Source organism: Curtobacterium aurantiacum (assembly GCF_018598555.1).
Lineage (GTDB): Bacteria > Actinomycetota > Actinomycetes > Actinomycetales > Microbacteriaceae > Curtobacterium > Curtobacterium aurantiacum.
The window spans coordinates 77287-99571 of sequence record NZ_JAHEWN010000010.1 but is presented as its reverse complement, the minus strand read 5'-3'; the positions used below and the strand labels follow the sequence as shown (position 1 = coordinate 99571).

18 protein-coding genes, 4 tRNA genes and 1 pseudogene are annotated in these 22285 nt (G+C 71.8%); 15 read left to right on the top strand and 8 right to left on the bottom strand.

Annotation, left to right across the window (positions count from 1 at the left end; all coding sequences use genetic code 11):
* The 4 genes from KK087_RS10640 to csrA are packed head-to-tail and all read left to right on the top strand — an operon-like array spanning position 1 to position 4447.
* The gene (locus KK087_RS10640) at positions 1 to 1194 is read left to right on the top strand and encodes an EscU/YscU/HrcU family type III secretion system export apparatus switch protein (protein ID WP_214565156.1); all 1194 of its coding nucleotides are present in this window, start codon (positions 1 to 3) and stop codon (positions 1192 to 1194) included.
* A complete protein-coding gene (locus KK087_RS10635; protein WP_214531333.1) occupies positions 1191 to 3245 on the top strand; it encodes a flagellar biosynthesis protein FlhA in 2055 nt (684 codons plus the stop codon). The genes KK087_RS10640 and KK087_RS10635 overlap by 4 nt, the downstream gene beginning before the upstream one ends.
* Positions 3220 to 4167: a hypothetical protein gene (locus tag KK087_RS10630; protein WP_214565154.1), complete on the top strand. Its 948-nt coding sequence runs from the start codon at positions 3220 to 3222 to the stop codon at positions 4165 to 4167. The genes KK087_RS10635 and KK087_RS10630 overlap by 26 nt, the downstream gene beginning before the upstream one ends.
* 4 nt (positions 4168 to 4171) lie before the next feature.
* Positions 4172 to 4447, top strand: coding sequence for a carbon storage regulator CsrA (gene csrA, locus KK087_RS10625; protein ID WP_214531331.1), 276 nt, complete (start codon positions 4172 to 4174; stop codon positions 4445 to 4447).
* Positions 4448 to 4515: 68 nt separating this feature from the next.
* Here csrA and KK087_RS10620 read toward each other — a convergent pair whose 3' ends face one another.
* A complete protein-coding gene (locus KK087_RS10620) occupies positions 4516 to 6642 on the bottom strand; it encodes an acyl-CoA dehydrogenase family protein (RefSeq protein WP_214565152.1) in 2127 nt (708 codons plus the stop codon).
* Positions 6643 to 6840: 198 nt separating this feature from the next.
* Between KK087_RS10620 and KK087_RS10615 the strand changes: the two genes are divergently transcribed.
* Positions 6841 to 8307 (top strand): peptide MFS transporter, encoded by a 1467-nt coding sequence (locus tag KK087_RS10615; protein ID WP_214565150.1) that lies wholly within the window; start codon positions 6841 to 6843, stop codon positions 8305 to 8307.
* 167 nt (positions 8308 to 8474) lie between these two features.
* On the opposite strand, the gene KK087_RS10610 is transcribed toward KK087_RS10615, so the two are convergent.
* The 5 genes from KK087_RS10610 to KK087_RS10590 all read right to left on the bottom strand — a co-directional run bounded on the left by KK087_RS10610 (position 8475) and on the right by KK087_RS10590 (position 15029).
* A complete protein-coding gene (locus tag KK087_RS10610) occupies positions 8475 to 8789 on the bottom strand; it encodes a hypothetical protein (protein ID WP_214565143.1) in 315 nt (104 codons plus the stop codon).
* A 381-nt stretch (positions 8790 to 9170) separates the two neighbouring features.
* Positions 9171 to 12542, bottom strand: coding sequence for an ATP-binding protein (locus KK087_RS10605; RefSeq protein ID WP_214565141.1), 3372 nt, complete (start codon positions 12540 to 12542; stop codon positions 9171 to 9173).
* Complete coding sequence (locus tag KK087_RS10600; protein ID WP_214565140.1) at positions 12539 to 13318, bottom strand: DUF4194 domain-containing protein; 780 nt, start codon at positions 13316 to 13318, stop codon at positions 12539 to 12541. The genes KK087_RS10605 and KK087_RS10600 overlap by 4 nt, the downstream gene beginning before the upstream one ends.
* The gene (locus KK087_RS10595) at positions 13315 to 14841 is read right to left on the bottom strand and encodes a DUF3375 family protein (RefSeq protein ID WP_214565137.1); all 1527 of its coding nucleotides are present in this window, start codon (positions 14839 to 14841) and stop codon (positions 13315 to 13317) included. The genes KK087_RS10600 and KK087_RS10595 overlap by 4 nt, the downstream gene beginning before the upstream one ends.
* 115 nt (positions 14842 to 14956) lie before the next feature.
* Positions 14957 to 15029 (bottom strand) — tRNA-Val (locus KK087_RS10590).
* Positions 15030 to 15244: 215 nt separating this feature from the next.
* Between KK087_RS10590 and KK087_RS10585 the strand changes: the two genes are divergently transcribed.
* The 3 genes from KK087_RS10585 to KK087_RS10575 all read left to right on the top strand — a co-directional run bounded on the left by KK087_RS10585 (position 15245) and on the right by KK087_RS10575 (position 15594).
* Positions 15245 to 15316: transfer RNA gene (locus tag KK087_RS10585), tRNA-Gly, on the top strand.
* Positions 15317 to 15398: 82 nt separating this feature from the next.
* Positions 15399 to 15472 (top strand) — tRNA-Cys (locus KK087_RS10580).
* A 47-nt stretch (positions 15473 to 15519) separates the two neighbouring features.
* Positions 15520 to 15594 (top strand) — tRNA-Val (locus KK087_RS10575).
* 47 nt (positions 15595 to 15641) lie between these two features.
* Here the strand turns inward: KK087_RS10575 and KK087_RS10570 are convergent.
* Together KK087_RS10570 and KK087_RS10565 are read right to left on the bottom strand one after the other, a co-directional pair.
* Positions 15642 to 15863: a DUF2188 domain-containing protein gene (locus KK087_RS10570; protein WP_214565135.1), complete on the bottom strand. Its 222-nt coding sequence runs from the start codon at positions 15861 to 15863 to the stop codon at positions 15642 to 15644.
* Positions 15864 to 15939: 76 nt separating this feature from the next.
* Positions 15940 to 16370: pseudogene (locus KK087_RS10565) on the bottom strand (DUF6098 family protein).
* A 174-nt stretch (positions 16371 to 16544) separates the two neighbouring features.
* Here KK087_RS10565 and KK087_RS10560 point away from each other — a divergent pair.
* The 7 genes from KK087_RS10560 (at position 16545) to KK087_RS10535 (ending at position 22284) form a co-directional block, all read left to right on the top strand.
* Positions 16545 to 17882 (top strand): DUF2254 domain-containing protein, encoded by a 1338-nt coding sequence (locus KK087_RS10560; protein WP_214565133.1) that lies wholly within the window; start codon positions 16545 to 16547, stop codon positions 17880 to 17882.
* A gap of 344 nt (positions 17883 to 18226) precedes the next feature.
* Positions 18227 to 18700, top strand: a complete 474-nt coding sequence (locus tag KK087_RS10555; protein WP_214565131.1) for a hypothetical protein — start codon at positions 18227 to 18229, stop codon at positions 18698 to 18700.
* A gap of 41 nt (positions 18701 to 18741) precedes the next feature.
* Positions 18742 to 19926, top strand: a complete 1185-nt coding sequence (locus KK087_RS10550; protein WP_214565129.1) for an MFS transporter — start codon at positions 18742 to 18744, stop codon at positions 19924 to 19926.
* 96 nt (positions 19927 to 20022) lie between these two features.
* Entirely contained in the window at positions 20023 to 20151 is a 129-nt protein-coding gene (locus KK087_RS17665; protein WP_284732968.1) for a hypothetical protein, read from the top strand.
* Positions 20152 to 20185: 34 nt separating this feature from the next.
* Positions 20186 to 20449, top strand: coding sequence for a hypothetical protein (locus KK087_RS10545; RefSeq protein ID WP_214530378.1), 264 nt, complete (start codon positions 20186 to 20188; stop codon positions 20447 to 20449).
* Positions 20450 to 20490: 41 nt separating this feature from the next.
* Entirely contained in the window at positions 20491 to 20985 is a 495-nt protein-coding gene (locus KK087_RS10540; protein WP_214530377.1) for a hypothetical protein, read from the top strand.
* Positions 20986 to 21231: 246 nt separating this feature from the next.
* Positions 21232 to 22284 carry a BLUF domain-containing protein gene (locus tag KK087_RS10535; protein ID WP_214565127.1) on the top strand — a complete coding sequence of 351 codons (1053 nt, stop codon included), beginning with the start codon at positions 21232 to 21234 and terminating at the stop codon, positions 22282 to 22284.
* Position 22285 lies beyond the last annotated feature (1 nt).

The following is a 22285-nucleotide window of genomic DNA, read 5'->3' as shown; positions in this document are numbered from 1 at the left end:
GTGTCCGACAGCGGAGAACGCTCCGAACAGGCGACGCAGCAGCGGATGCGCGAGGTCCACGAGAAGGGCCAGGTCGGCCGCTCCCAGGACCTCGGCGCGTGGATCGGCATCGCGGTCGCGGCGCTCATGATCCCGGCCGCCATCGGCAACGCCGCAGCGGCCGGGCAGGACCAGCTGCTCGCCGTGCAGCGCGTCATCGAGGACCCCGAACTCGGTGCCGTGCAGGCGCTGCTCGCCGACGCGCTGGGCTCGATGGGTGCGACCCTCGGTCCGATGCTCGCGGTGGTCGCCGTCGCCGTGCTCGCCGCCGCAGTGACCCAGGGCGGGGTGCACTTCCGCAAGATGGCGCCGCAGCCCGAGCACTTCGATCCGATCGCCGGCCTGAAGCGGGTGTTCGGCACCCAGGCGCTCTGGAACGGCGCGAAGGCGCTGCTGAAGACCGCCGTGGTCGGGCTCGTGCTCTGGTTCGCGGTGCAGGGACTCATGCCGGTCCTGATGACGAGCGGTTCGCTGCCGCTGTCCGCCGTGCTCGAGGCGGCAGCCGCCGGGTCGGGCACGCTGCTGCGCGCCGCGATCGTCGCCGGGCTGGTCCTGGCCGCCCTCGACGTGTTCGTGGTCATCCGCCGCAACCGGAAGCGCACGATGATGACCAAGCGCGAGGTCAAGGACGAGAACAAGCGGAGCGACGGCGACCCGCTGGTGAAGTCGCAGCGCCGGTCCCGCCAGCTCGCGATGAGCCGCAACCGGATGATCCAGGCCATCGGCACCGCGGACGTCGTGATGACGAACCCGACCCACTACGCCGTCGCGATCAAGTACGAGCCCGGCAAGTCCGCGCCCCGGGTGGTCGCGAAGGGCGCCGGCCCGGTCGCCGACGTCATCCGTGCCCGTGCCGAAGATGAGCGCGTGCCGATCGTCCGCGACGTCCCGCTCACCCGTGCCCTGCACGCCGCGTGCGAGCTCGGCCACGAGATCCCCGTCGACCTGTACACGCCGGTGGCCCGCGTCCTGTCCTTCGTGATGGTGCTGAAGGCCCGCGGCACGGCGGCCGGCACGCACGCGCCGCCGCGGCCGACCACCCCGGACGAGGTCGCGAGCGTCATCGACCCGGCCACCCTGACCGGGGACCTCCGCCCCCGCAAGCTCCGTCCACCGCGACTCGCAGAGAACCAGACCGAAGGACTCCCCGCATGAACCGCAAGGACCTGCCGAAGCTCGTCGTCCCGGTGTTCATCGTCGGCATCATCCTGCTGCTGATCCTGCCGGTGCCGTCGTTCCTGCTCGACTTCCTGATCATCATCAACATCCTGCTGGCGCTGGTGATCCTGCTCACGACGCTGTTCGTGAAGAAGCCGCTCGACTTCTCGGTGTTCCCGTCGCTCCTCCTCGTCGCGACGCTGTTCCGGCTCGGCCTCAACGTGGCGTCCACCCGGCTGGTGCTCGGCGAGGGGTTCGCGGGTGACGTCATCCAGGCGTTCGGCCACGTCGCCGTCTCCGGGTCGATCATCATCGGCGCGGTCATCTTCCTGATCCTCATCGTCATCCAGTTCGTCGTGGTGACGAAGGGTGCCGAGCGCGTCGCCGAGGTCGGTGCGCGCTTCACGCTCGACGCGATGCCGGGCAAGCAGATGGCGATCGACGCCGACCTGAACGCCGGGCTCATCACCGACCAGGAAGCGAAGGAGCGCCGGGCCGCGGTGTCCGCCGAGGCCGACTTCTACGGCGCAATGGACGGTGCGTCGAAGTTCGTCAAGGGCGACGCGATCGCCGGCATCCTGATCATCATCATCAACCTGATCGGCGGCATCGCGATCGGCATGCTGCAGAACGGCCTCTCCGCGACCGACGCGCTGTCGAAGTACGGCATCCTGACCATCGGTGACGGCCTGGTCACGCAGATCCCCGCGCTGCTGATGGCGGTGTCCACGGGCATGATCGTCACCCGGTCCGGCGCCGAGTCGGAGATGGGTTCCTCGGCCGCCACGCAGCTGTCGCAGTCGCGGAACGCCCTGATGATCGCCGGCGTCGCCGCGATCGCGATGGGGTTCATCCCCGGCATGCCGATCCTGCCGTTCCTGCTCGTCGGCGCCACCCTGCTGTTCACCGGCTGGCGCATCGGTCGGAACGCCGCCCGCGCCGAGGCGGACGCCGCCCGCCAGCAGGCACTCGAGGCCGCCGCACCGGTCGGTGACACCCCGGAGGACCTGCTCGAGCAGATGCGCGTGCACGCCCTCGAGATCCAGCTGGCCCCCGACCTCGTCGACATGGTGTCCGGCGCCTCGGACGACCTGCTCGGCCGGGTGCGGGCGCTCCGCCGCAAGATCGCGATCGACATGGGCATCGTCGTGCCCCCGGTCCGCACCCGCGACTCGATCGACCTGCCGCCGTCGACCTACGCCATCCGGATCGCCGGCGTCGAGGCCGGTCGGGGCACCGCGCCCGCCCGGAGCGTCCTGGCGCTGGGCGACCACCTGGACGGCCTGCCGGGCACGTCGACCGTCGAACCGGTGTTCGGCCTGACCGGCAAGTGGGTGCCCGCCGAACTCCGGCACGCCGCCGAGATGACCGGCGCGACCGTGATCGACCGCGTCTCCGTACTCGTCACCCACCTGCAGGCAGTGATCGGCGACAACGCCGCGCGCCTGCTCACCCGCGAGGACGTCAAGGTCCTGACCGAGGGCGTCAAGCAGGTCAACCCCGCCGCCGTCGAGGAACTCGTCCCCGGCATGCTCTCGATGGCGGAGCTGCAGCGCGTGCTGCAGGGCCTGCTCGCCGAGCGCGTGCCGATCAACGACCTCGGCCGCATCTGCGAGGCCCTCACCCTGCGGGCGAAGGTGTCGACCGACCCCGAGGGGCTCGTCGAGTCCGCCCGCGCCGCGCTCGGTCCGGCCCTCGCCGCCCGGTACACCGAGGCCGGCACGCTGCGGGTCATCATGATCGACCCGATGCTCGAGCAGTCGATGCTCGAGGGACTCCGGCCGTCCGAGCAGGGCAGCCAGATCGTGCTCGACGCACACCGGATCGAGCAGGTCCTCGGCTCCGTCCGCGACGCGGTCCGCTCCGTGGAGGACCAGGGGCTCTCCGCCGTCCTGGTGTGCGCCCCGCAGCTCCGCCCGGCCGTGCACCGCATGGTCGCCGCCCAGTCGAACGGGCTCCCGGTGCTGTCGTACCAGGAGGCCACCGCCGCTGGATCCACCATCGAGACCGTGGGAGTGGTCCGTGCCGCCGACCCGATTGCAGCGTAGCGGCGCGACGCTCGAGTCGGTCCGCGACGCCGTCCGGACCGAGTTCGGCGCGGGCGCCCGGATCGTCGCCGCCGAGCGCGTGACCACGCCGGGCTTCGGCGGGCTGTTCCGCAAGGCGCACGTCGAGGCCACCGTCGAGGTGCCGGAACCGGGGGACCAGCCCACCGCCCGGGTCGTCATCGCCGACTCGCCCGTGCAACGCGTCGGGATCGCGGCGCTGCTGGCCGACGCCGAGGCGGCCGAGGCGCGCATCGCCGGCACCGACGGCACCGCGTCCACGCGGGCGGACGCGTTCGCGTCGGTGCTCGACGGCTTCCAGGCGGACGGGATCACCGGAAGCGCCCCGCGCCCGACTCGCGCGCCGACCGAGCGAGACGTGCCCGCGGGGGTCGACCCGCGCCTCCAGGCCGCCGTCGACGCGCAGACCGTGGTCGACGCGCAGACGGTCGTCGAAACCCGGTCGGGAGGCCCGTCCCGCGTCCTCGACGCGCCCTCACCCGGACCGGTTCCCCGGCCCACCGCCCCGGCCGTGCGGTCCGCGGACGGCGACCTGGTGCTCCTGGTCGGTCGGCCGAACGACGTCGACGCGGCGGCCGGACTGTTCGCGGTCCGGCACGCCCTCCGACCGACCGATGCGGCCGACCGGCGGGCCGCGATCCTGGCGCGGGCGGACGGCGTCCGCGACGGTCACGCCGTGCTCGCGGTGGCCGCGTGGGACGACCGGGTGACGGGGGACGCGCTGCAGGCCGACCAGGTGTGGGTCGTCGTCGACGTCGGACGGAAGCCCGAGGACTCGGCGGCGATGGTGTCGGCGGTGGGGTCCCGCCTGCCGGTGGCCGGCGTCGTCGCGATCGGCGCGGGGGAGACCGCCACGCCCGGGTCGGTGGACCTGCTGGGGCTTCCCGTCGTGTCGCTAGGCTGAACGGGTGCTGGTACTCACGCGGAAGGTCGGCGAGCGGATCCTCGTCGGCGACGACATCGTCATCACGGTGCTCGACTCCCGGGGCGACGGCGTCCGGATCGGCATCGACGCCCCCCGGGGCGTGAAGATCCAGCGCGAAGAGGTCGTGCGTGCGGTCGCCGAGGCGAACGCCGAGGCCGCTGCGGCCGGCGACGACGCCGAGGCGCAGTTGCGCGCGGCGCTCGGTGCGCGGGGCGGGGCTGCCGCTGGCCGGGCGGCGCCCGAGCCGACCGACTCCTAGCGGCCCGGAGCAGCCACGCCCGTCGGGGGCGCGGCTGCTCGTCCGTCGCGAACGTGGTTCCCCGTCCGTCAGGGACGGGGTTTCTTCTCCTGCTCGGGCAGGCGGCCGGCAGCGGCCTCGGCGGCGAACCAGGCGCGTGCCTCGTCCTGTCGGGCCTGCTCGGCACCGAGCGCGATCGGCGCCCGGACGTGACCGGGTTCGTACCCGAAGGTCTCGATCAGCTGCGGGACGATCGGCCGGACGCGGGCGACGAGCCGGTCGATGTACGCCGACACGGCGCGGGCACGCTGCGCCGACAGCCGGCCGTGCAGCAGGTACCAGTCCAGGTGCTGCTCGAGCAGGCCGAGTGCGAACAGGTCGCGCAGCCAGACGAGCACGCGGCGGGTGTCGCCCTCGGTGACCTCGTCGAGCGCCTCGGTGAAGGCGTCCCACTGCATGAGTTCGGCGTGCGCCTTCGACGCCTCGATGAGCTCGTGCTGCGAGCGGTTCAGCAGGCGGGCGGCGCGGGCGCGGTCCTTGCCGGCCGATGCCAGGCGCATGCCGATCTCGGCGACCATGGTGTCCACCCGACCGGCGAGCAGGTCACGCTGCGTCCGGGGGTCCTGCAGGTCGGCGACGCTGGCGGCCAGGGAGCCCCGGTCGGCCACGGTCTGGCCGAGGCGACGGATGCCGGACGCGTCGGCGAGCTTCGACGCCGCGACGGCCGCGACGAACTTCGCGGTGGCGGCAGCATCCTTCGGGGCCTTCGCGCGGAACTCGGTGAGCAGGCGCTTGCCGACGAGCTGCAGCAGCACGGTGTTGTCGCCCTCGAACGTCACGTAGACATCGAGGTCGGCACGGAGCCCGGTCAGACGGTTCTCGGCGAGGAACCCGGCACCGCCGCAGGCCTCACGGGCCTCCTGCAGGGTGTCGAGCGCCGACCAGGTCGACATCGACTTGAAGGCAGCGGCCTGGGTCTCCAGGTCCTCCCGGCGCTCCGGGGTGTCCTCGCGCCCGCTGAAGACGTCGTCGAAGGTGCGCAGGAGCTTCTCGTGCGCGAACGACTGGGCGAACACCGTCGCCAGGCGCGGGATGAGACGGCGCTGGTGCCGGCCGTAGTCGAGCAGCACACCCTCGGTGCCGTCGCCGGTGGGGAACTGGCGGCGCTGCATCGCGTAGGTCAGCGCGATCTGCAGCGCGATCTTCTGGGCGACGACCGCGGCGCCGTCGAGCGACACCCGGCCCTGCACCAGGGTGCCGAGCATCGTGAAGAACCGGCGACCGGGCGAGGCGATCGGCGACGAGTACGTGCCGTCCGCGGCGACGTCGCCGTACCGGTTCAGCAGGTTGGTGCGGGGGACTCGGACGTGGTCGAACGCGAGCCGGCCGTTGTCGATGCCGTTCAGGCCGCCCTTCGGCCCGTCGTCCTCGCCGCTGACGCCGGGCAGGAAGGCCCCCTCGGCGTTCCGCAGTGGCACGTAGAAGGCGTGCACGCCGTGGTCGACGCCGGCGGTCACGAGCTTCGCGAACACGACGGCGGCGTGTCCGTGCAGGGCAGCGTTGCCGATGTAGTCCTTCCACGCACCGCGGAAGGGTGTGTGGATCTCGAACTCCTCGGTCGCGGGGTCGTACGTGGCCGTCGTGGCGATGCTCTGCACGTCCGAGCCGTGGCCGGTCTCGGTCATCGCGAAGCAGCCGGGGACCTCGAACGAGACGATGCCCGGCAGGAACTCGCGGTGGTTGGCCTCGGTGCCCAGGTGGTGCACGGCGGACCCGAACAGGCCCCACTGCACGCCGGCCTTGATCTGCATCGACGGGTCGGCGGTGACGAGTTCCTCGAACGCCGCGAGGTTGCCGCCGTGGTTGTCCTGGCCGCCGAACTCCGTGGGGTAGGGGCGCTGGATGGCCCCGGCGTCGACGAGGACCCGGAGCTGCTCGAGCACCCGTGCCCGGTGCTCGGGGATCGGCTGGCCCTCGATCTTCTGCATCGCGGGGTCCAGTGCGAGCCGGCGGGAGATCCGGCGGTCCTCGGCCCAGCGTCCGAGCAGGAGCTCCTGCACCAGCTCGACGTCGATCCGGACGTCGGTGTCCGTGCCGGCGGTCGGTGTGCCCGCTGCCGGGTCGCCGGTGGCGTCGGCGTTCGGCGCGTCGACGTCCGGGGCGGGCCTGGTGCCGCCGGCGGGGGTGGTGCGCTGGGCGGGTGCGGTGTCGACCATGGGCGGAGTCCTCCTGAACTGCGGTGTCCGTGTTGCACCGTCCACGCTAGACACCGGTGCCGACAGTGGCGGGAACGCCGTGCGGGCCGCACAACCTCGTGTCGCCGGTACCGTCACGAGGTCGTGGAAACCCTCCAAAGAGATGAGCGACCTTCGACGATTGGGCGCGTCCACCCGGCCCGGGGCAGACTTGCCGCCATGTCACGTACCACCCCCGCGGACCGCGAAGCCCGTCCCGGACGCACCTTCTTCGGGCAACCGTTCGAGCTCTCGACCCCGTTCGCGGTGGAGCTCTGGGAGCGGTTCTCGTTCTACGGGATGCAGGGCATCGTCCTCATCTACATGTACTACACCCTCTCGCAGGGCGGCCTGGGGATCGACAAGGGCATCGCGGCCGGCATCATGGGCGCCTACGGCGGTGCGGTGTACCTGTTCACGATCATCGGGGCGTGGATCGCCGATCGGCTGATCGGTGCGGACCGGACCCTGTTCGGCAGCGCGATCGTCGTGATGCTCGGGCACATCGCCCTCGCGCTCATCCCCGGTGTGGCCGGCGTCGGGGTCGGCCTCGTGCTCATCGCGCTCGGCTCCGGTGGGCTCAAGGCCACCGCCACCACGATCGTCGGCGGCCTCTACAGCCGCGAGGACCCGCGCCGCGACGCCGGCTTCTCGCTCTACTACCTCGGCGTGAACCTCGGGGCGTTCTTCGGGCCGCTGCTCACCGGGCTGCTGCAGAGCTCGCTCGGCTTCCACTGGGGCTTCGGCCTGGCCGCCGTGGGCATGGCCGCCGGCCTCGTGCAGTACGCGATCCGTCGGAAGAAGCTGCCCGAGGTGGTCCGCCACGTCGCCAACCCCGTCGACCGCCGCCGCCTGCCGCTCATCGGCGCCGGCGTCGTCGTCGCACTGGTCGTCATCGTCGTCGCCGTGCTGACCGGTCTGCTCAACGTGGGCAACCTGCCCACCGTCGTGGTCGCGGTCGTCGTGCTGGCCACCATCGGGTACTTCGTCGTCATCCTGTCGAGCGGCCTCACCCGTGACGAACGGTCGCGGGTGTTCGCGTTCATCCCGCTGTTCATCGGCAGCGCCGTGTTCTGGTCGTTGTACCAGCAGCAGTTCACCGTCGTGACCGTCTACTCCGACGAACGCCTCGACCGCTCGCTGTTCGGCTGGGAGATGCCGGTGTCGTGGGTGCAGTCGATCAACCCGGTCTTCATCATCGTGCTGTCCGGCGTCTTCGCGGCGCTGTGGACCAAGCTCGGCGACCGCCAGCCGTCCACCCCGACGAAGTTCGCCCTCGGCACCGGGATCATGGGGCTCGCGTTCCTGCTCTTCCTGCCGTTCACCGGCTCGGGCGAGAACGGCACACCGCTGCTCGCCCTCGTCGCCATTCTGCTGGTGTTCACGCTCGCCGAGCTGCTGCTCTCGCCGGTCGGGCAGTCCGTCGCCACGAAGCTCGCACCGCCGAAGTTCCAGACGCAGATGGTCGCGCTGTTCTTCCTGTCGGTGTCGCTCGGCACCGCCGTCACCGGGGTGCTGTCCCGCTACTACGACCCGGCGGACGAGGCCCCGTACTTCACGATCCTCGGCCTGGTCGCCGTCGCGGTGGGCGTGGTCCTGCTGTTCCTGGCCAAGCCGGTGCTGCGGCTCATGCGCGGCATCCGGTAACCTGAGCGGAGCCACACGGCCGACGCAACCAAGGAGTCACCACCCATGCTCGAACTCATCGCAGGCATCATCATCGGCGTCGGCGTCCTCGGTGGCGTGGGGTGCTGCATGGCCGTGGCCGCCATGATGAAGAGCGGCTCCGAAGAGTACTGAGTCCCTGACCCGGACTACTCGCCGCTGTCGGTCGTGACCGGCACCAGCTGACGACTCAGGACGGTCGCGCGCTCGAAGGGGCCGCGGCCGTCCTTCGTGTACACGGGCTCCTCGAACGCGACGGTCCACGTGCGCTGTGTCCCGCCGATCTGACTCCCGCCGGGAGCCACGATCACCCCGATCGGCTCGTCGGCCCACTGCTCGCCACCCCGATCGGTGTCGACGACCTGCACGAGGGCGCCGATGCCGAGACCGGGGGCGTCGTCGGGGCGGGGGCTGGGGGAGCGGCGGCGTCCGAACACGCCCTCACCGTAGCGGCGCGTGGTCATGGAACGTCTGTGCGGCACCTGCCGACACGCTGACGGCCAGGCCGCCGGGTGGTCGGGACACCCCACCTGCAGCGCGTCGAGTGGTCCCGAACTGTCGGCGGCGGCGCCGCCATCCGACGGTTCGTGACCGCTCGGCGAACCTGAGCGGGGTGTTGCGACCGGAGGAAGGGCGGCCGGGAGGCCCGTGGCGGGCCCGCACCGCGCCTCCAGGCCGCTGTCGGTCGCGTCCAGAGCGCGGGCCGGGTGGTCAGGACACCCCGCTGCCAGCGCGTCGAGTGGTCCCGAACTGTCGGCGGCGCGGCCGCCATCCGACGGTGCGTGACCCCTCGGCGAACCTGAGCGGGGTGTTGCGACCACCTCGTGACCGCCACCCCGCCCGCGTCAGACGGCCCCCGGCTCGACCCGGGCGATCTCGGTGATCGACGAGTGCCCGGTCTCGGGGTGCTTGCGCATCGAGAGCAGCCGCTCCATCGAGGGTTCGAGCGCCGTGACCTTGTCGAGCGGCGCACTCACGACGAGCTGGAACCCGAGCCGGAGCCACGCGGTCACGGCACGGCCGGCGAACTCCGAGTCCGCCTTGATGAACGCCTCGTCGAGGAACACCGGCGCGAACCGGGGCCGCGGACGGGTCTCGTCTCCGAGCTGGTAGCGCAGTGCGGCGCCGACGATGAACGCCACGAGTTCCTGCGTCTCACCGCCGGACTTGTCGCCGAGCGACGAGTACACGCCGAGGTCGTTGCCGGACGTGTCGTACCGGACGGCCGTGATCTCCATGTGCCGGCGGACGTCGAGCACCGCGTCCCGCTGGGTGGTGCGGCCGCCACGCGGAACGGAAGGGTCGGGCCGGATGACCGCCATGAACCGTCGGAGTCGACGGAACCGGGTCTCGAGCACGTCGTCGGTCAGCTCGGTGTCGACCGAGGCGGACAGGGCGCGGAGTTCGCGGCGGAACGCGGTGACGTCCTCGCGGGTGACCCGGCGGATCTGGATCTTCAGGCGGTCCCGGTTCGCGCCGAAGGGCAGCTCCCGCAGGATCTCGTTGACCGGTTCGAGGCGCTCCTCGATCTCGACGACGGCACGGTCGAAGGCCCCCGCGAGCGGCACGAGGTCCTCGCCGCTCCACTGGGACAGCCGTCGACGCCACTCGGTGCGGCGCGCGTGCAGGCCGGTCGCCACGATCTGGTCGAGGACGCGAAAGTAGTCCGGGTACGACGCGACCCCGGTGCCGAGGTTCGGGTCGGGCCAGGCGTCCTGGTACCGCTGGAACGTCAGCGTCAACGAGGTCGAGGCTGCGGCCGCACCGTCGAGCGCCTGCGAGAGGCGTTCTTCGAGCCGGCGCTTGAGCCGTCGGGTGGCATCGTCGAACCCGTCGACGCCGTCCGGGGCACCGATCTCCTCGAAGGTCTCCTCGAGCAGGCGGGCCTGCTGGTCGTCCGGCAGCGAACCGGGCGAGGACTCGAAGCGCTCCAGGATCTCGGCGGCGGCGTCCTGGCCGTCGACGAGCACCGCGTGGCGTTCCTCGAGCCGCTGGACGGAGAGCCGTGCGGCGGACCGGCGGTCGGCGGCCTCGTCGAGGGACTTCCGCAGCCGGGCGACCGAGGCCCGGAGCGTCCGGAGCCCGTCATCGGCGGCGAGCAGTGCCTGCCGTTCCTCGTCGAGCCGGGCGAGGGACGTCCCCAGCCCGTCGACGTCGATCGCGGCCCACGTGACGTCGACCACGTGCTGGTGCGCGGCGCGGAGGACGTCGAGCGCGGTGAGGTCCTGCGCGACGTCGGTGCGGCGGGCCTCGAGCGTGGCGAGGTCCTGCGCGATCGAGGCGAGCTCCTGCTCGACCGCGGCGACGCGGGCCTCGTTCGTGAAGCCGATGACGTTCGACTGGCGGCGGTCGCCGTGCGCGCCACGACGACCGTCGCGCAGCTGCCCGGACTCGGTGACCCGGCGGCCACCACCGCCGAGGTCCGATGCCGAGGCGACACAGCGTGCGTCGGTGCGGTCGGACTCGATCCGCTCGCGCACCCAGGTGCTGAAGGGCGACGGCTTGATCGCGAGCTTGCCGGACACCATCGCCGGGTCGCCGTCGAGGTCCAGGTGCGGGCCGGTCGGCACACCCTCGAACTGCACGCGGACCGGCAGGCGGAGTGCGTCGATCGCCTCGCTGAAGTCGGCCAGGCGGTCCTGGTCGACGAGCAGCGTGCGGGCGACGGGTGCCAGGACCGACTCGATGGCCGTGCGCCAGCGCTCCTCACCGGGCAGCACGTCGAGGAGCTCGGCCACGAAGGGCACTTCGGCCGGGTCGATGCCGGCGGCGCGGGCCATCGCGAGGCGGGCTTCGTGCATCGGCAGCGGCATGGCGCCCTGCCGGTGCTCGAGCGACTGGCGTTCCTGGCGCAGGGTCCGCTCACGGTCGAGGAGCGGGTACTCCTCGCGGGTCAGCGCGTCGCGGCGCTCGTCGAGGGCGGTGCGCGCGTCGGCGTACGACCCGAGGAACTCGTGCGAGCTGCGCTGCGCCGCGGTGAAGTCGGCCTCGGTCGTGACGGACGTCCCGAGCACCGCGGTGCGCTCGTCGAACGTGGCGCGGGTGCGGACGACCCCGTCGCGCTCGCGGGTCAGCCGCTCGATGCGGTCCTCGAGCTGGGCGAGCGCGTTGCCGCCCTGGTCGCGGAGCCGGGCCTCGGCGTCCCGCAGCTCGATCTCGACGGCGGCGTGCCGGGCCTCGGCCGCGGCGACCTCGGCGCGCGATGCCGTGCGCTCCCGGGCGTTGCGGGACACCTCGGCGTCGAGCAGGTCACGCTTCCGCGAGGCCGTCCAGTGCGCGAACGGGGAGACCTCGGCGCCGGTCGCGATGCCGTCCAGGGCCGCTGCGGCCTCGGTGGCGCGCGCGATCTCGGTGTGCAGGTCGGTGATGGGGGAGAGGATGCGGACCTTGCGCTCCTCGGTGTCCATCGCCTCGTACGCCTCGTCGAGGGCGGAGAAGTGCGCGAGCGCCCGGTCGGCCGCCTCGTACGTGCCCGGGGTCTCGAGCACGAGCGACTTGTACAGCGCGTCGACGGTGGGCAGGTGCTGGCCGGCCTGGATCCGGGCGAGCAGGCGCATCGCGCGGTTGCCGCCGCCGGAGTCACCGATCCCGAGCCGCGTCTGCAGCGTGTACGCGAGCTCCTGGTACGTGTCGCGGATCACGAGCCCCGGCACGCGGCCGGTCAGCTCGAGGTGGTGGAACCGCGACGGCACGAACTCCTCGAGCCGGCGCAGGTCGAAGGTGTCGTCGACCGTCGCCATGGTCATCTGGATGTCGCCGACACCGCGGGCTCGCTTCGGCACGATGTACGCGCGCAGCACCGTGAAGCGCCGCTCGTCGTCGTTCCGGAACGTGACCGCCGCCGCACCCCACGTGGTCTGGTCGTCGCCGCGCAGGTTCACGTCGCGCAGGCTGCCGGTCTCGGGGTCGCGCCGGGTGTCGACCTTGCCGCGCAGGTACGTCAGCAGGTTGCGCTGGTCGGCACTGCGGGCGCGGCCGGTGGTGGCGTCGTTCGAGGCGCCGTTGAACGGCACGTCGGACGGCATCATCACGGCCAGGTAGGCGTCCATCAGCGTGGACTTGCCCGTGCCCGAGGCGCCCGAGATGAGCGTCGCCGTGCCGGAGAGCTCGACCTGCCGGTGGCCGTGGAAACCACCCCAGTTGACGACCTGCATCGACTCGGCGCGCCACTGCGCGACCGTGTCGAAGAGCGCCGGGATCTCGAACGTGTCGGTCACGCTTCCGTCTCGCCTTCGTCGTCGGTGTCGGTGTCGTCAGTCGGGAGGCGCGGGTCGTCCCCGTCGGTCGGCTCGCCGCCCGGGGCGGTCGCGTCACCCTGCGCGGTGGTGGTCCGCAACCAGGCGTCCAGTTCGAGCAGGCGCTCCAGGGGGAGCAGCACCTCGACGACGCTCGCCACCCGGAAGCGGTCCGGGTCGGAGGTGCGGATCAGGATGCGCGCGGTCACCAGGCGCTCGATGGCCTTCGCCACCCGGCCCTCGTCGCGGGTGCGGTCGGTCGCGGTCGCCGGACGGAAGCCCGCCACGTGCCCGAGGATCTCGGACCGGTCGACGACGACCTGGTCCGGGCCCGGTCGGGCGTCGGCGCGCAGACGCATCCGCAGGTAGACGAGGACGATCGTCTCCTCGCGCGTGTACGGCAGGTCGCGGAGCAGCGTCGGGAACGTGCGGCGCTGGCTCTCCGAACGGGCCTGGCGCTTCCAGGCGACCTCGCGGTCACGGTCGACGTGCAGTTCGAGGAACAGGTCGTTCAGGCGCGAGCGCAGCTGGTGCTCGGCGTCGAGGACGGCACGCCACTCGTCGGGGTGCGTGCGGGAGCTGACGTACGAGTGCCGCAGCAGCGCCACCAGGGCGCGTCGCTGGTGCTCGTCGAGTCGGCCCTCGTCGCCCTCGAAGAGGGCGAAGCTGGACTCGTCGCGCTCGTCGTCCTGCATCACGGATGCGGGGTCGTCGTAGGGGACCGTGTCGTCGACCGGTGCCGGCGTCGTGTCGCTCACCGTGCCTCCTGTGCGTTCTCGTCGTGTGCGTCGCCGACCGGTGCGCGCTCGTCGTCGAGCGCAGCGGTGGGCATGTGGAAGGTGATGGGGGTGCCGTCGGGCCGGACCGTGCGGTGCTCGGCGACGCGGGCGGCGGACTCGAAGTCGTCGCGCCCGGTCAACAGGTGCGCGAGCCCGAAGAGCTCGACCGGTCGGCGCTGCTCGGGCGGCAGCCCGTGGAACGCGTCGACGCTGGAGTCGGCCTCGGCGAACCGGAGCGCCGCCCGCAGCTCGGTCAGGAGCGGTCCGCCGTGCTTGCGGAGCATCTCGACGTCGAGGTCCTCGAAGACGTCGTCGTCGGGTTCTTCGATGGGCGGCGGCACGGACTCGGCGTCCGGGTCGTAGAAGCGCTCGCGCAGGGTGCCGACCTCGGCCGCCGCCGGCAGGAGCGGCAGCGGGATCCGGTCGCGTGCACCGCCCTGGTCCATCAGGGTGGCGAGGCCACGGTTGATCGACCGGAGCACGGCATCGAGCTCGCGGTCGCGGACGACGTCGTGCGCGACGATCTGGTCGCGGAGCGTGGCGGTGAGCTGGCGGCGCTGGGCGAGGACGTCCTCGATGCCCTGGCGCAGGATCGTCACGGTGTTGCGGAACGCCCGACGTTCGCCGGCGCCGAGGCCCTGTGCGAACGGGTGCGTCAGGATCGTGGCGATGTCGTCACGGAGCCGGAGGAGCAGGGCGTCGTCACGGAGGAGCTCGAAGGCGCCCTCGAAGGCACGGCCCTCGGGCGTTGCCTCCATCAGGTTGTCCGTGCGCGCGAGGTAGTCGTCGAGGATCTCGCCGATGGGGCGGACCTCCTGCCGGAAGTCCTCGACGATCGAGCGGTGCATCGTCGCGACCGCTTCTTCCACCCGCTTGAAGTCGCTCGGCAGCTGTCGGATCAGGTCGGAGATGTTCGTGTACCCGTCGCGCATCCGGTCGTCGTCGACGGCCACGACGTCGTCGCCGTGCTCCAGGCGGTCCCGCTCGGCCTGCAGCTCGGCGATCTGGGCGTCGATCCGGCGGATCTGCACGTCGGGGTCGGGCTCGGCGCGGGCCGCCCACCGGTGCACGGCGTCCACGATCATCGCCAGCCGGCTCTCGCTGATCAGGGCGCGGTCGGCCGACAGGGCGTCGACGAGGCTCAGCGCCTCGAGGGCGTGGCTGGTCAGGGAGTACTGCTCGTCGCCGTCGGGGGAGTTCGAGCGGACGAGCCACTGGGCGCCGACCCACTCGCGGCACAGGGCGCGGCCGTTCGGTCGGGCGTCCTGGTCGCCGTCGGTCTGCTCACTCGCGGGGACGCGTGCGCCGGCGGCCTGCAGGCGCGCGACGTGCTCCTCGACCTGCAGGTGCATGCGGTCGGCGGGGACGTACTGCACGTCGCGGTCGAAGACCGTGCGGAACACGGCGAGGACCGTGGCGCTGGTCGGCCGGGACATGAGCCGCAGGGTCGGACGGTCGAGGACCGCTCGGACCCGGGCGAACTCGAGGTCGACGTCGGTCATGCGCCCCTTCGTCCGATCGTGCTCGTGGTGTGGCCCGCGTGGTGCGGCCTGATGAGATGACAAGAGCCCGACGCTGCTGCGTCGGGCTCTTGTCGGTGGTGTTCGTGTTGCTGTGTGGGCGATACCAGACTCGAACTGATGACCTCTTCGGTGTGAACGAAGCGCGCTACCAACTGCGCCAATCGCCCCCTGCACTGTTCGTGCGGATCGATACTAGCGGAAGTCCGGCGGTGCATCGAACACGTCGCGCTGCCCGGGTGTGGCGAGCTGTCCGCAGGGGGTGTCGAACCGCCCCGATCCGCATGAACTCGGGGGACACGCCCGGTGAACGGGGAGGATTTTGGTGGAAGCACCCCGGTGCGTATAGAGTTTACGTCGTCGCCGCGACAGCGGAACGACAAGTGCGGATGTGGCGCAGTGGTAGCGCATCACCTTGCCAAGGTGAGGGTCGCGAGTTCGAATCTCGTCATCCGCTCGAGTGTGGGTCTTCTCGAAGGCCCGCGACTCACCAGAGGGTATCCCACCGTTCGGGTACTCACGGAGACGTGAACCTCGATGGTGGGGTGGCCGAGAGGCTAGGCAGCGGCCTGCAAAGCCGTCCACGCGGGTTCGAATCCCGTCCCCACCTCCAGATCCACCCTCCAAGACCTTGATGGACTCCGGTCCACGCAGGGACTTGGGCGATTGGCGCAGCGGTAGCGCGCTTCCCTGACACGGAAGAGGTCACTGGTTCGATCCCAGTATCGCCCACCACCTGGAACCCCCGGCCTCGGCCGGGGGTTTCGTCGTTCGCGCTGTGATCAGCCGGGGATGTTCCGCGGATCGTGGCCGTACGTGGAGCGCTCGTGGATGGTGCCGTCCTCGTTGCGGATGATGTGTTCGACCTTCTGCGCCCGCGCCCGGTCCCGACCGAGCACCACGGCGTCGCGCTTCGTGCGCGCCACGCCGAACACGTCGTCGGTGCCCTCGACCTTGCTCTGCCACTGCCCGTTCTGGTGGTACGTCTCGATGTCGCCTCGCATGCCTCCGACGTTGCCACGCATCGGCCGAACGGGCATCGAGGTGCTCCTGGTGCCGGGCCTCGTGCACGGCGGACGGTCAGCCGTCGTCCGCGACCGAGAACCGGGACCGGTACACGACGCCAGCCTCGTCGACCGCCCGGTCGGACACGATGGCGACCGGCCGCACGCTCCGGACGAGCGGCTCGCAGTCGGGGCCGTGTCCGACCACCCGCCCAGCGGGACCCAGGCGCGTCGTCCCCCGCCGTGGTGTCGGAGGTGCTCGTACTGCCGCAGCTGTCGACTGATCCAGTCGCGGAGCGGACGGGTCCACCACGGCTCGGGCGAGAGCGGGTTCACGGACAGGCCCGGCAGCTCGAGGCCGCTCTCGTGGTCGCGGCTCGATTCGCTCGCATCCGCGGCCGGCCCCTCGGAGACGCGCACGTACAGCGGCTCGGTGCTCGTCCGGATCAACTGCTCGACATCGTCCAGTGCCTCCAGGGGCGGCGGGGTCTGCTCGATGGTGCTCATCGGTCCACGAGACCACCCCGATGATGAGGGCGCCTTCGGAGAACGTGCGCGTGGTTCGCTTCCCGGATCGCGGGCGGATCGCGGGCGGACCACGGGCGGATGTCGCGCGGATCGGCAGCCACTCCGCGCGGCTCCTGCACGCACCCTGAGGCGGTCGTCCGCACTGTGGAACGCATGTCCGGTCATATCGCCGTCCGCCACGTCACCCGGGAGAGCGCCCGTGCGGCGCTGTGGTTCTGGCCCTCCGTCTGGGCGGCGGCGGCCCTCGTCACGACCCTGCTCCTGCTCGCCGTGCCGCCGACGTGGACGGGCTGGCACTGGCCGGGTGGTCAGGACTCCGCGGCCGTGCTGCTGCAGGTCGTCGCGTCCAGCGTGATGGCCGCGGTGACGGTGACCTTCTCGCTGACCATCGTCGCGCTGCAGCTGTCATCGCAGCAGTTCTCGCCGCGACTACTCAGGGAGTTCGCTCGCGATCGTGTGACCCAGGTGGTGCTCGCGATCCTGCTGTCCACGTTCGTGTCGGCCGTCACGTGCGTGCTCGGCATCGGGGACCGGTCGCTGCCGGCGCTCGCCCTCGCGCTGGTCTTCGTCCTCGGGATCGCCTCCGCCGGGGCACTCATCGCCTTCGTCGGGCACATCGTGCGTTCCCTCCGGATCGATTCGCTCATGCGGGCCGTCCACGTCGAGACCGCGGCGATGATCGCGTCGACGTACGGGTCCGGGCGTGCGTCGGGACGGGAACGGGGCCACCCGGAGGCCGACCCCACCGTTCCGGGCCGGGCACCGGACTGCGACGTCCGTGCCGCGCACACGGGCTTCGTCCGGCGGGTGCACGCCGAGGAACTCGCTCGTACCGCCCAGCGGGAGGGCCTCGTCGTGCAACTCCGGGTGATGCCCGGAGACCACGTGACCGTGGGGTCGCCGATCGCCCGCGTCTGGGGGGCCGACGCCCCCGTTGTCGCACCGGATGCGGTGCAACGGGCGGTCGAGGTCGGGTACGAGCGGACCATGGAGCAGGACATCGCGTACGGTTTCCGCCAGCTGACCGACATCGCCGTGAAGGCCGTCTCACCGGCCATCAACGACCCGGTGACCGCCGTGCACGCCATCGGGTACTGCGCGGATCTCCTCGTGCGGCTGGAGCGCGTCGTCGAGGGCTCACGCGCACTGGGTGACCGTACCGAAGCCCTGCGTGTCGTGGTGCTGGACCGCGACCTGCGGTACTGGCTCGACCTCGTCTGCGGCCCGGTTCGCCGCTACGGGTCCTCTGAACCGATCGTGCTGGGCGGGCTGCTCCGCATGCTCCGCGACTGTGCGGCGGCGCAGGAGCACGCGGAGCAGGGCAAGGAACTCCTCCGCCAGGCAGACCTGGTGCTCGAACAGGCCTCGACGGACCTCGCCACCGTCGACCTCGACGCACTCGTGGACCTGCATGGGCGGGTCCGCGCCGCGGCGCAGGGTGATCTGGACGCGGCCTACGACGACCGGGCCGGCGAGACGAGGTCGGCCTGACCCCTCTCCACGTCACGCGGAACGACCCTCCAGGCGGATGCAAAGCCGTTCACCGACTCCCACCCAGCGGCGCTCCCACCACGTCGTGCGGACCACCGTTCCCAGCGCGGACCGGACCGCTCGGCTGGTCGGACGGCTGCATGTCGAACGCTCCCGGGACGGCGGAGCACCGTGGCGCCGTGGTCCTGCTGACCGTCCCGGTGATCGTCGCCTGGACGGCCGCCCTGGTGCTGCCGCTGCTCACGCTGCGCGTGCTCGGCGACGATGAGTACCCGGGCCGTCAGGATCGGGGCTGTTCACGACACTCCTCAGGGAGAGCACCACCACCCCGAAGGAGTCCCATCATGCGCAACAGCACCCGTTTCGTCATCGCTGCCGCCGCGGCCGGCACCGTCCTCGCGGCCCTCGCCGGATGCACGGCCTCCCCGGCGGAAGGGTCGGGATCGCCGAGCCCGACGCAGGCGGCCACCACCACCGCCGCTGCGCCGACGACGGCCCCGACGACGACCAGCGCGCCGGCACCCACGACCGCACCGACGACCGCGCCGACCGAGCAGCCGACTGCCACGCCGACACGTTCCGCGCTCGCGCAGCACATCTTCGACGAGTGCAACAAGGGGGCCGCCGATGCCGGGGTCGTCCTGGAGTTCACGGCCGAGCCCTCGGGGTACGCGGCCGCCGATGACTACCAGCTGGTCTACCCGATCGCACGGTTCGTCGACGGGCACACTGACGAGTGGGCGATCTACACGTGCACGCTCACGGACGACACGGTGCACTCGACCTTCGTGCGCGGCGGGGTGACCGACACGCACTGACCTCGCTGGTGGTCCGGCGCGCGGTCGGCCATGGTGGTCACGTGACCGCCGAGACGACGACCTCGACCCCGCGCCTCGCGCCGCTGTACGCCGCCGGGTTCGTGACCGCCTTCGGGGCGAACGGCATCGCCGCGGCCGTCGGTGGCGAGCACCTCGAGCTCGGTCTGACGTTGGCCTGGCTCGGGGTGTTCCTCGCGCTGTACGACGTCGCCGAACTCGTCCTGAAGCCGGTCTTCGGCGCACTGTCCGACCGGATCGGGCCGCGCCCGGTGATCGTCGGCGGTCTGGTCGTCTTCGCCGCGGCCTCGCTCATCGGGGTCTTCGGCGCCGGACCGTTCTGGCTCGGGCTCGCGCGTCTGCTGCAGGGTGCCGGTGCCTCCGCGTTCTCGCCGGCGTCGTCCGCAGCGGTCGCTCGGCTCGTGCCGGTGCACCGCCGGGGGACCTACTTCGGCCGGTACGGCTCCTGGAAGGGACTCGGGTACGCCGGCGGACCGGTCATCGGGGCCCTCGTGGTGCAGGTCGGCAGCACCCAGTGGCTGTTCGGGATCCTGGTGGTGATGGCCCTCGTGACGGCGGTCGCGGTGCTGGTCGCCGTCGAGCCGATCGTGCCGCTGCCTCGTCAGCGGGCCACGTTCGCGGTGATGGTCCGGGCAGCCACCGACCGGCAGTTCCTCGTCCCGGTCGTGGTCCTGGCCGTGGGCAGCGCGGCGATCGGCGCCCTGACCGGCATGCTCCCGGCGCTCGGCAGCGAGGTCGGCATCCCGCTCCTCGTGGCGACGCTCGCCGTCGCGGTCCTCGCGGTGACGTCGTCGCTCGTGCAGCCCGTCGCCGGTCGACTGCACGACGCCGGGCGCCTCGGCACCGGGGTGGCTGGTGTCGCCGGGACGGCCGCGGTCGCCACAGCGTTCCTGGTCGTCGCCGTGGCACCGTCCGCGGTCGCGGTCTTCATCGCGGCGCTGCTGGCCGGTGCTGGCGTCGCCACGTTGACGCCGGTCGCGTTCGCCCACCTCGCCGGGACGACGTCGCCGGAACGGCTCGGACGCACGATGGGCTCAGCGGAGCTCGGCCGTGAGACCGGGGACGCCGTCGGGCCGCTCGTCGTCGGCGGTGTCGGCAGCGCGATCGGGCTGCCGTTCGGGTTCGCGGCGTTCGCGGTGGTGGCGCTGGTCGGGACGCTCGTGGCGTCGCGGCTGCCGTCGAAGGCTGCCGACCACCAGGACGAGTAGCCCGTGGGCCGACCGGCCAGAACGCGTACGCTCTCCGCTACGGGACGGACCACCGGGTCCGTTCCACGAGGGGGCACCATGAGGATCCTGGGCGCAGTGGCACGAGGGCTGGGCGCGTTGCTCACGACGGTCGCGTGGACGATCGGCGGGATGCGGGGCGCGAAGCCGTTCACCGACTCCCACGCAGCGGAGCACCGGCCCCGCCCCGAGGACTACCGGCCGTAGTCCGTCGGCACCGGCCCACTGGTTGGATGGCTGCATGGTCAACGCTCCCGGGACGGCTCCGCATCGGGGAGCCGTCATCCTGCTCACCGTCCTGGTGACCGTCTCCTGGGTGGCGACCGTCGTGCTCCCGCTCCTGGTGCTCCGCCTGCTCCTCGGCATCGAGGCTCCGACCGACCGCGTGATCCCGATCCTCCTCGGGTGGTTCGCAACCCCTGCGCTGGCGGCAGTCGGGCTGACCGTCGGACTGGTGATCCTCCGTCGGTCCCGCGGCACCGGAGCACCGCGTCGGTCACCGTAGGATCGTCGGGCCGCAACCGGCGGGACGACGGGGGAACACGGATGGAACACGACACGACGCAGCGCACACGTCCGAGGGTCGTCACGATCGCCGTCACGCTCTGGTGGGTGTCCGTGGCCGTCAGTCTCGTGGTCGCCGCCCCCGGCATCGTCGAGTCCGTGCGCAGTGCCGGCGGCGCGATCCTCGGGGCGTCCGTCGGACTCGTCGTCGTCCTCGCCTGGTCGGCCCTGCTCGTGTGGCTGGCGTCGCGGATGGGCCGTGGATCCGGGACGGCACGACTGTGGCTCGCGATCGTGGCCGGCATCGCCGCCTGCAACTCGGGGGCCGACGTCCCTGCCGTCGGGGTGGACTGGCGTCTCCTCCCCGCCGTGTGCGTCATCGTCGCGGCGGTGCTCAGCTACCTGCCGAGCGCTCGACCGTTCTTCCCGCGTGAGGAGCGACGCGCACGGGCGGCGGAACCGCGCACGATCGGATGGGACCCGACGACGGGCGAGCGCATCGTCGAGACTCCAGCACAGGGCGACCGCGCGAACTGACGCCACCGCGGTACCCATCCGGAGAACGTGCGTTCCCCGTTGTGGGGGTACCGCTGATCATGCCCGGGATGGTTCCATTCAGAGGTCGGCATCCTCCGGGTGCCGAGCAGCCACGGACCGTCTCGCGTCGCAGTGAAGGTGGTCGCCGCTGGTTACGGTGATCACGAGGTGCCGTCGCGTCGATTCGGGTTCGACACGGCGGCACCTCCCTCCCACCGGTGGACCGTCCGACCAGGAAGCAGAACGATGCGATCGCTCGTCTACACCAGTACCCAGACCCGTCCGATCACGGATTCCGAGCTCGCCCAGATCCTGGCGGTCGGCCGCGAGAAGAACACACGACTCGGCGTCACGGGCATGCTCGCGCACCGCGACGACAACTGCATCGGGATCATCGAGGGTGAGGACGACGTCGTCCGGCAGCGCTTCGAGCAGGTCCGGGCCGATCCGCGGCACACGAACGTGCGGGTGTTGCTCGACGAACCGATCACCCAGCGCTCGTTCCCGGACTGGTCGATGGCGTTCCAGTCGCTCGACCCGCTGATGCACGACGTGCCGGGGTTCAGCGACCTGTTCAGCGCAGGTCGCCCGACCGATTCGGCGTTCGGCGCATCCCGGGCCCGCGCACTGCTGGACTGGTTCCGGAAACACCCGCTGGCCCCGCTGACGAACCAGAACGCCGCGGACGAGGAGGTCCCGCGCACCCGGGCGATCAACGGTGCGATCGCGGTCATCCACGACGGGGGCCTGTCGCGCTTCTCACTCGACGGTGTCGCGTCGCGGTCGGGGATGCGCCCTGCCGAGATCCTCGAGCTGTTCCCCTCCGAACACGCGCTGCTGGCCGCCGCCGTGATGCGGTGGACCCGCGCGGTGTCGGCACCGCTGCTGCCGCTCGCCGGCGAGAAGGGCACGGTGGCGTTCCTGCACGCGCTGCTCTCCGCCCACGCCGAGGACCCGTCCCTCATGCGGCTGATCGCCGCGACGCTCGCGATCTCGACCGACCCGTCGACGGACGGTGCCGACTACTACCGGTCGGCGTACCTGCAGTTCCGCGAGACCGTCCGCACCGCGCTGCAGGAGGACGTCCGGGCCGGCCGGGAGCCCGCGACGATGGACCCGATCCGCGGGGCGCAGCAGCTCCTCGCCCTCTACGACGGCATCCGTCTGCAGGCGCTCCTGACCCCGGACACCGACGTCGTCGACGCGTTCGACCGTGCGGTCGCCCGGATGCGCCGCGGCTGGTCCGAGCAGTACGAGGAGACCACCGTCTGGGACATCTCCGCGCCCGTGGCGGACTGAC

Bases quoted from the DNA above. Each gene is read 5' to 3' on its own strand.
- KK087_RS10540 (WP_214530377.1), top strand. From the start codon at position 20,491: ATGGAACACGACACGACGCAGCGCACACGTCCGAGGGTCGTCACGATC.
- KK087_RS10615 (WP_214565150.1), top strand. From the start codon at position 6,841: ATGTCACGTACCACCCCCGCGGACCGCGAAGCCCGTCCCGGACGCACC.
- KK087_RS10610 (WP_214565143.1), bottom strand. From the start codon at position 8,789: ATGACCACGCGCCGCTACGGTGAGGGCGTGTTCGGACGCCGCCGCTCC.
- KK087_RS10635 (WP_214531333.1), top strand. From the start codon at position 1,191: ATGAACCGCAAGGACCTGCCGAAGCTCGTCGTCCCGGTGTTCATCGTC.
- KK087_RS10555 (WP_214565131.1), top strand. From the start codon at position 18,227: ATGCGCAACAGCACCCGTTTCGTCATCGCTGCCGCCGCGGCCGGCACC.
- KK087_RS10620 (WP_214565152.1), bottom strand. From the start codon at position 6,642: ATGGTCGACACCGCACCCGCCCAGCGCACCACCCCCGCCGGCGGCACC.
- KK087_RS10535 (WP_214565127.1), top strand. From the start codon at position 21,232: ATGCGATCGCTCGTCTACACCAGTACCCAGACCCGTCCGATCACGGAT.
- KK087_RS10595 (WP_214565137.1), bottom strand. From the start codon at position 14,841: ATGACCGACGTCGACCTCGAGTTCGCCCGGGTCCGAGCGGTCCTCGAC.
- KK087_RS10545 (WP_214530378.1), top strand. From the start codon at position 20,186: ATGGTCAACGCTCCCGGGACGGCTCCGCATCGGGGAGCCGTCATCCTG.
- KK087_RS10560 (WP_214565133.1), top strand. From the start codon at position 16,545: ATGTCCGGTCATATCGCCGTCCGCCACGTCACCCGGGAGAGCGCCCGT.
- KK087_RS10570 (WP_214565135.1), bottom strand. From the start codon at position 15,863: ATGCGAGGCGACATCGAGACGTACCACCAGAACGGGCAGTGGCAGAGC.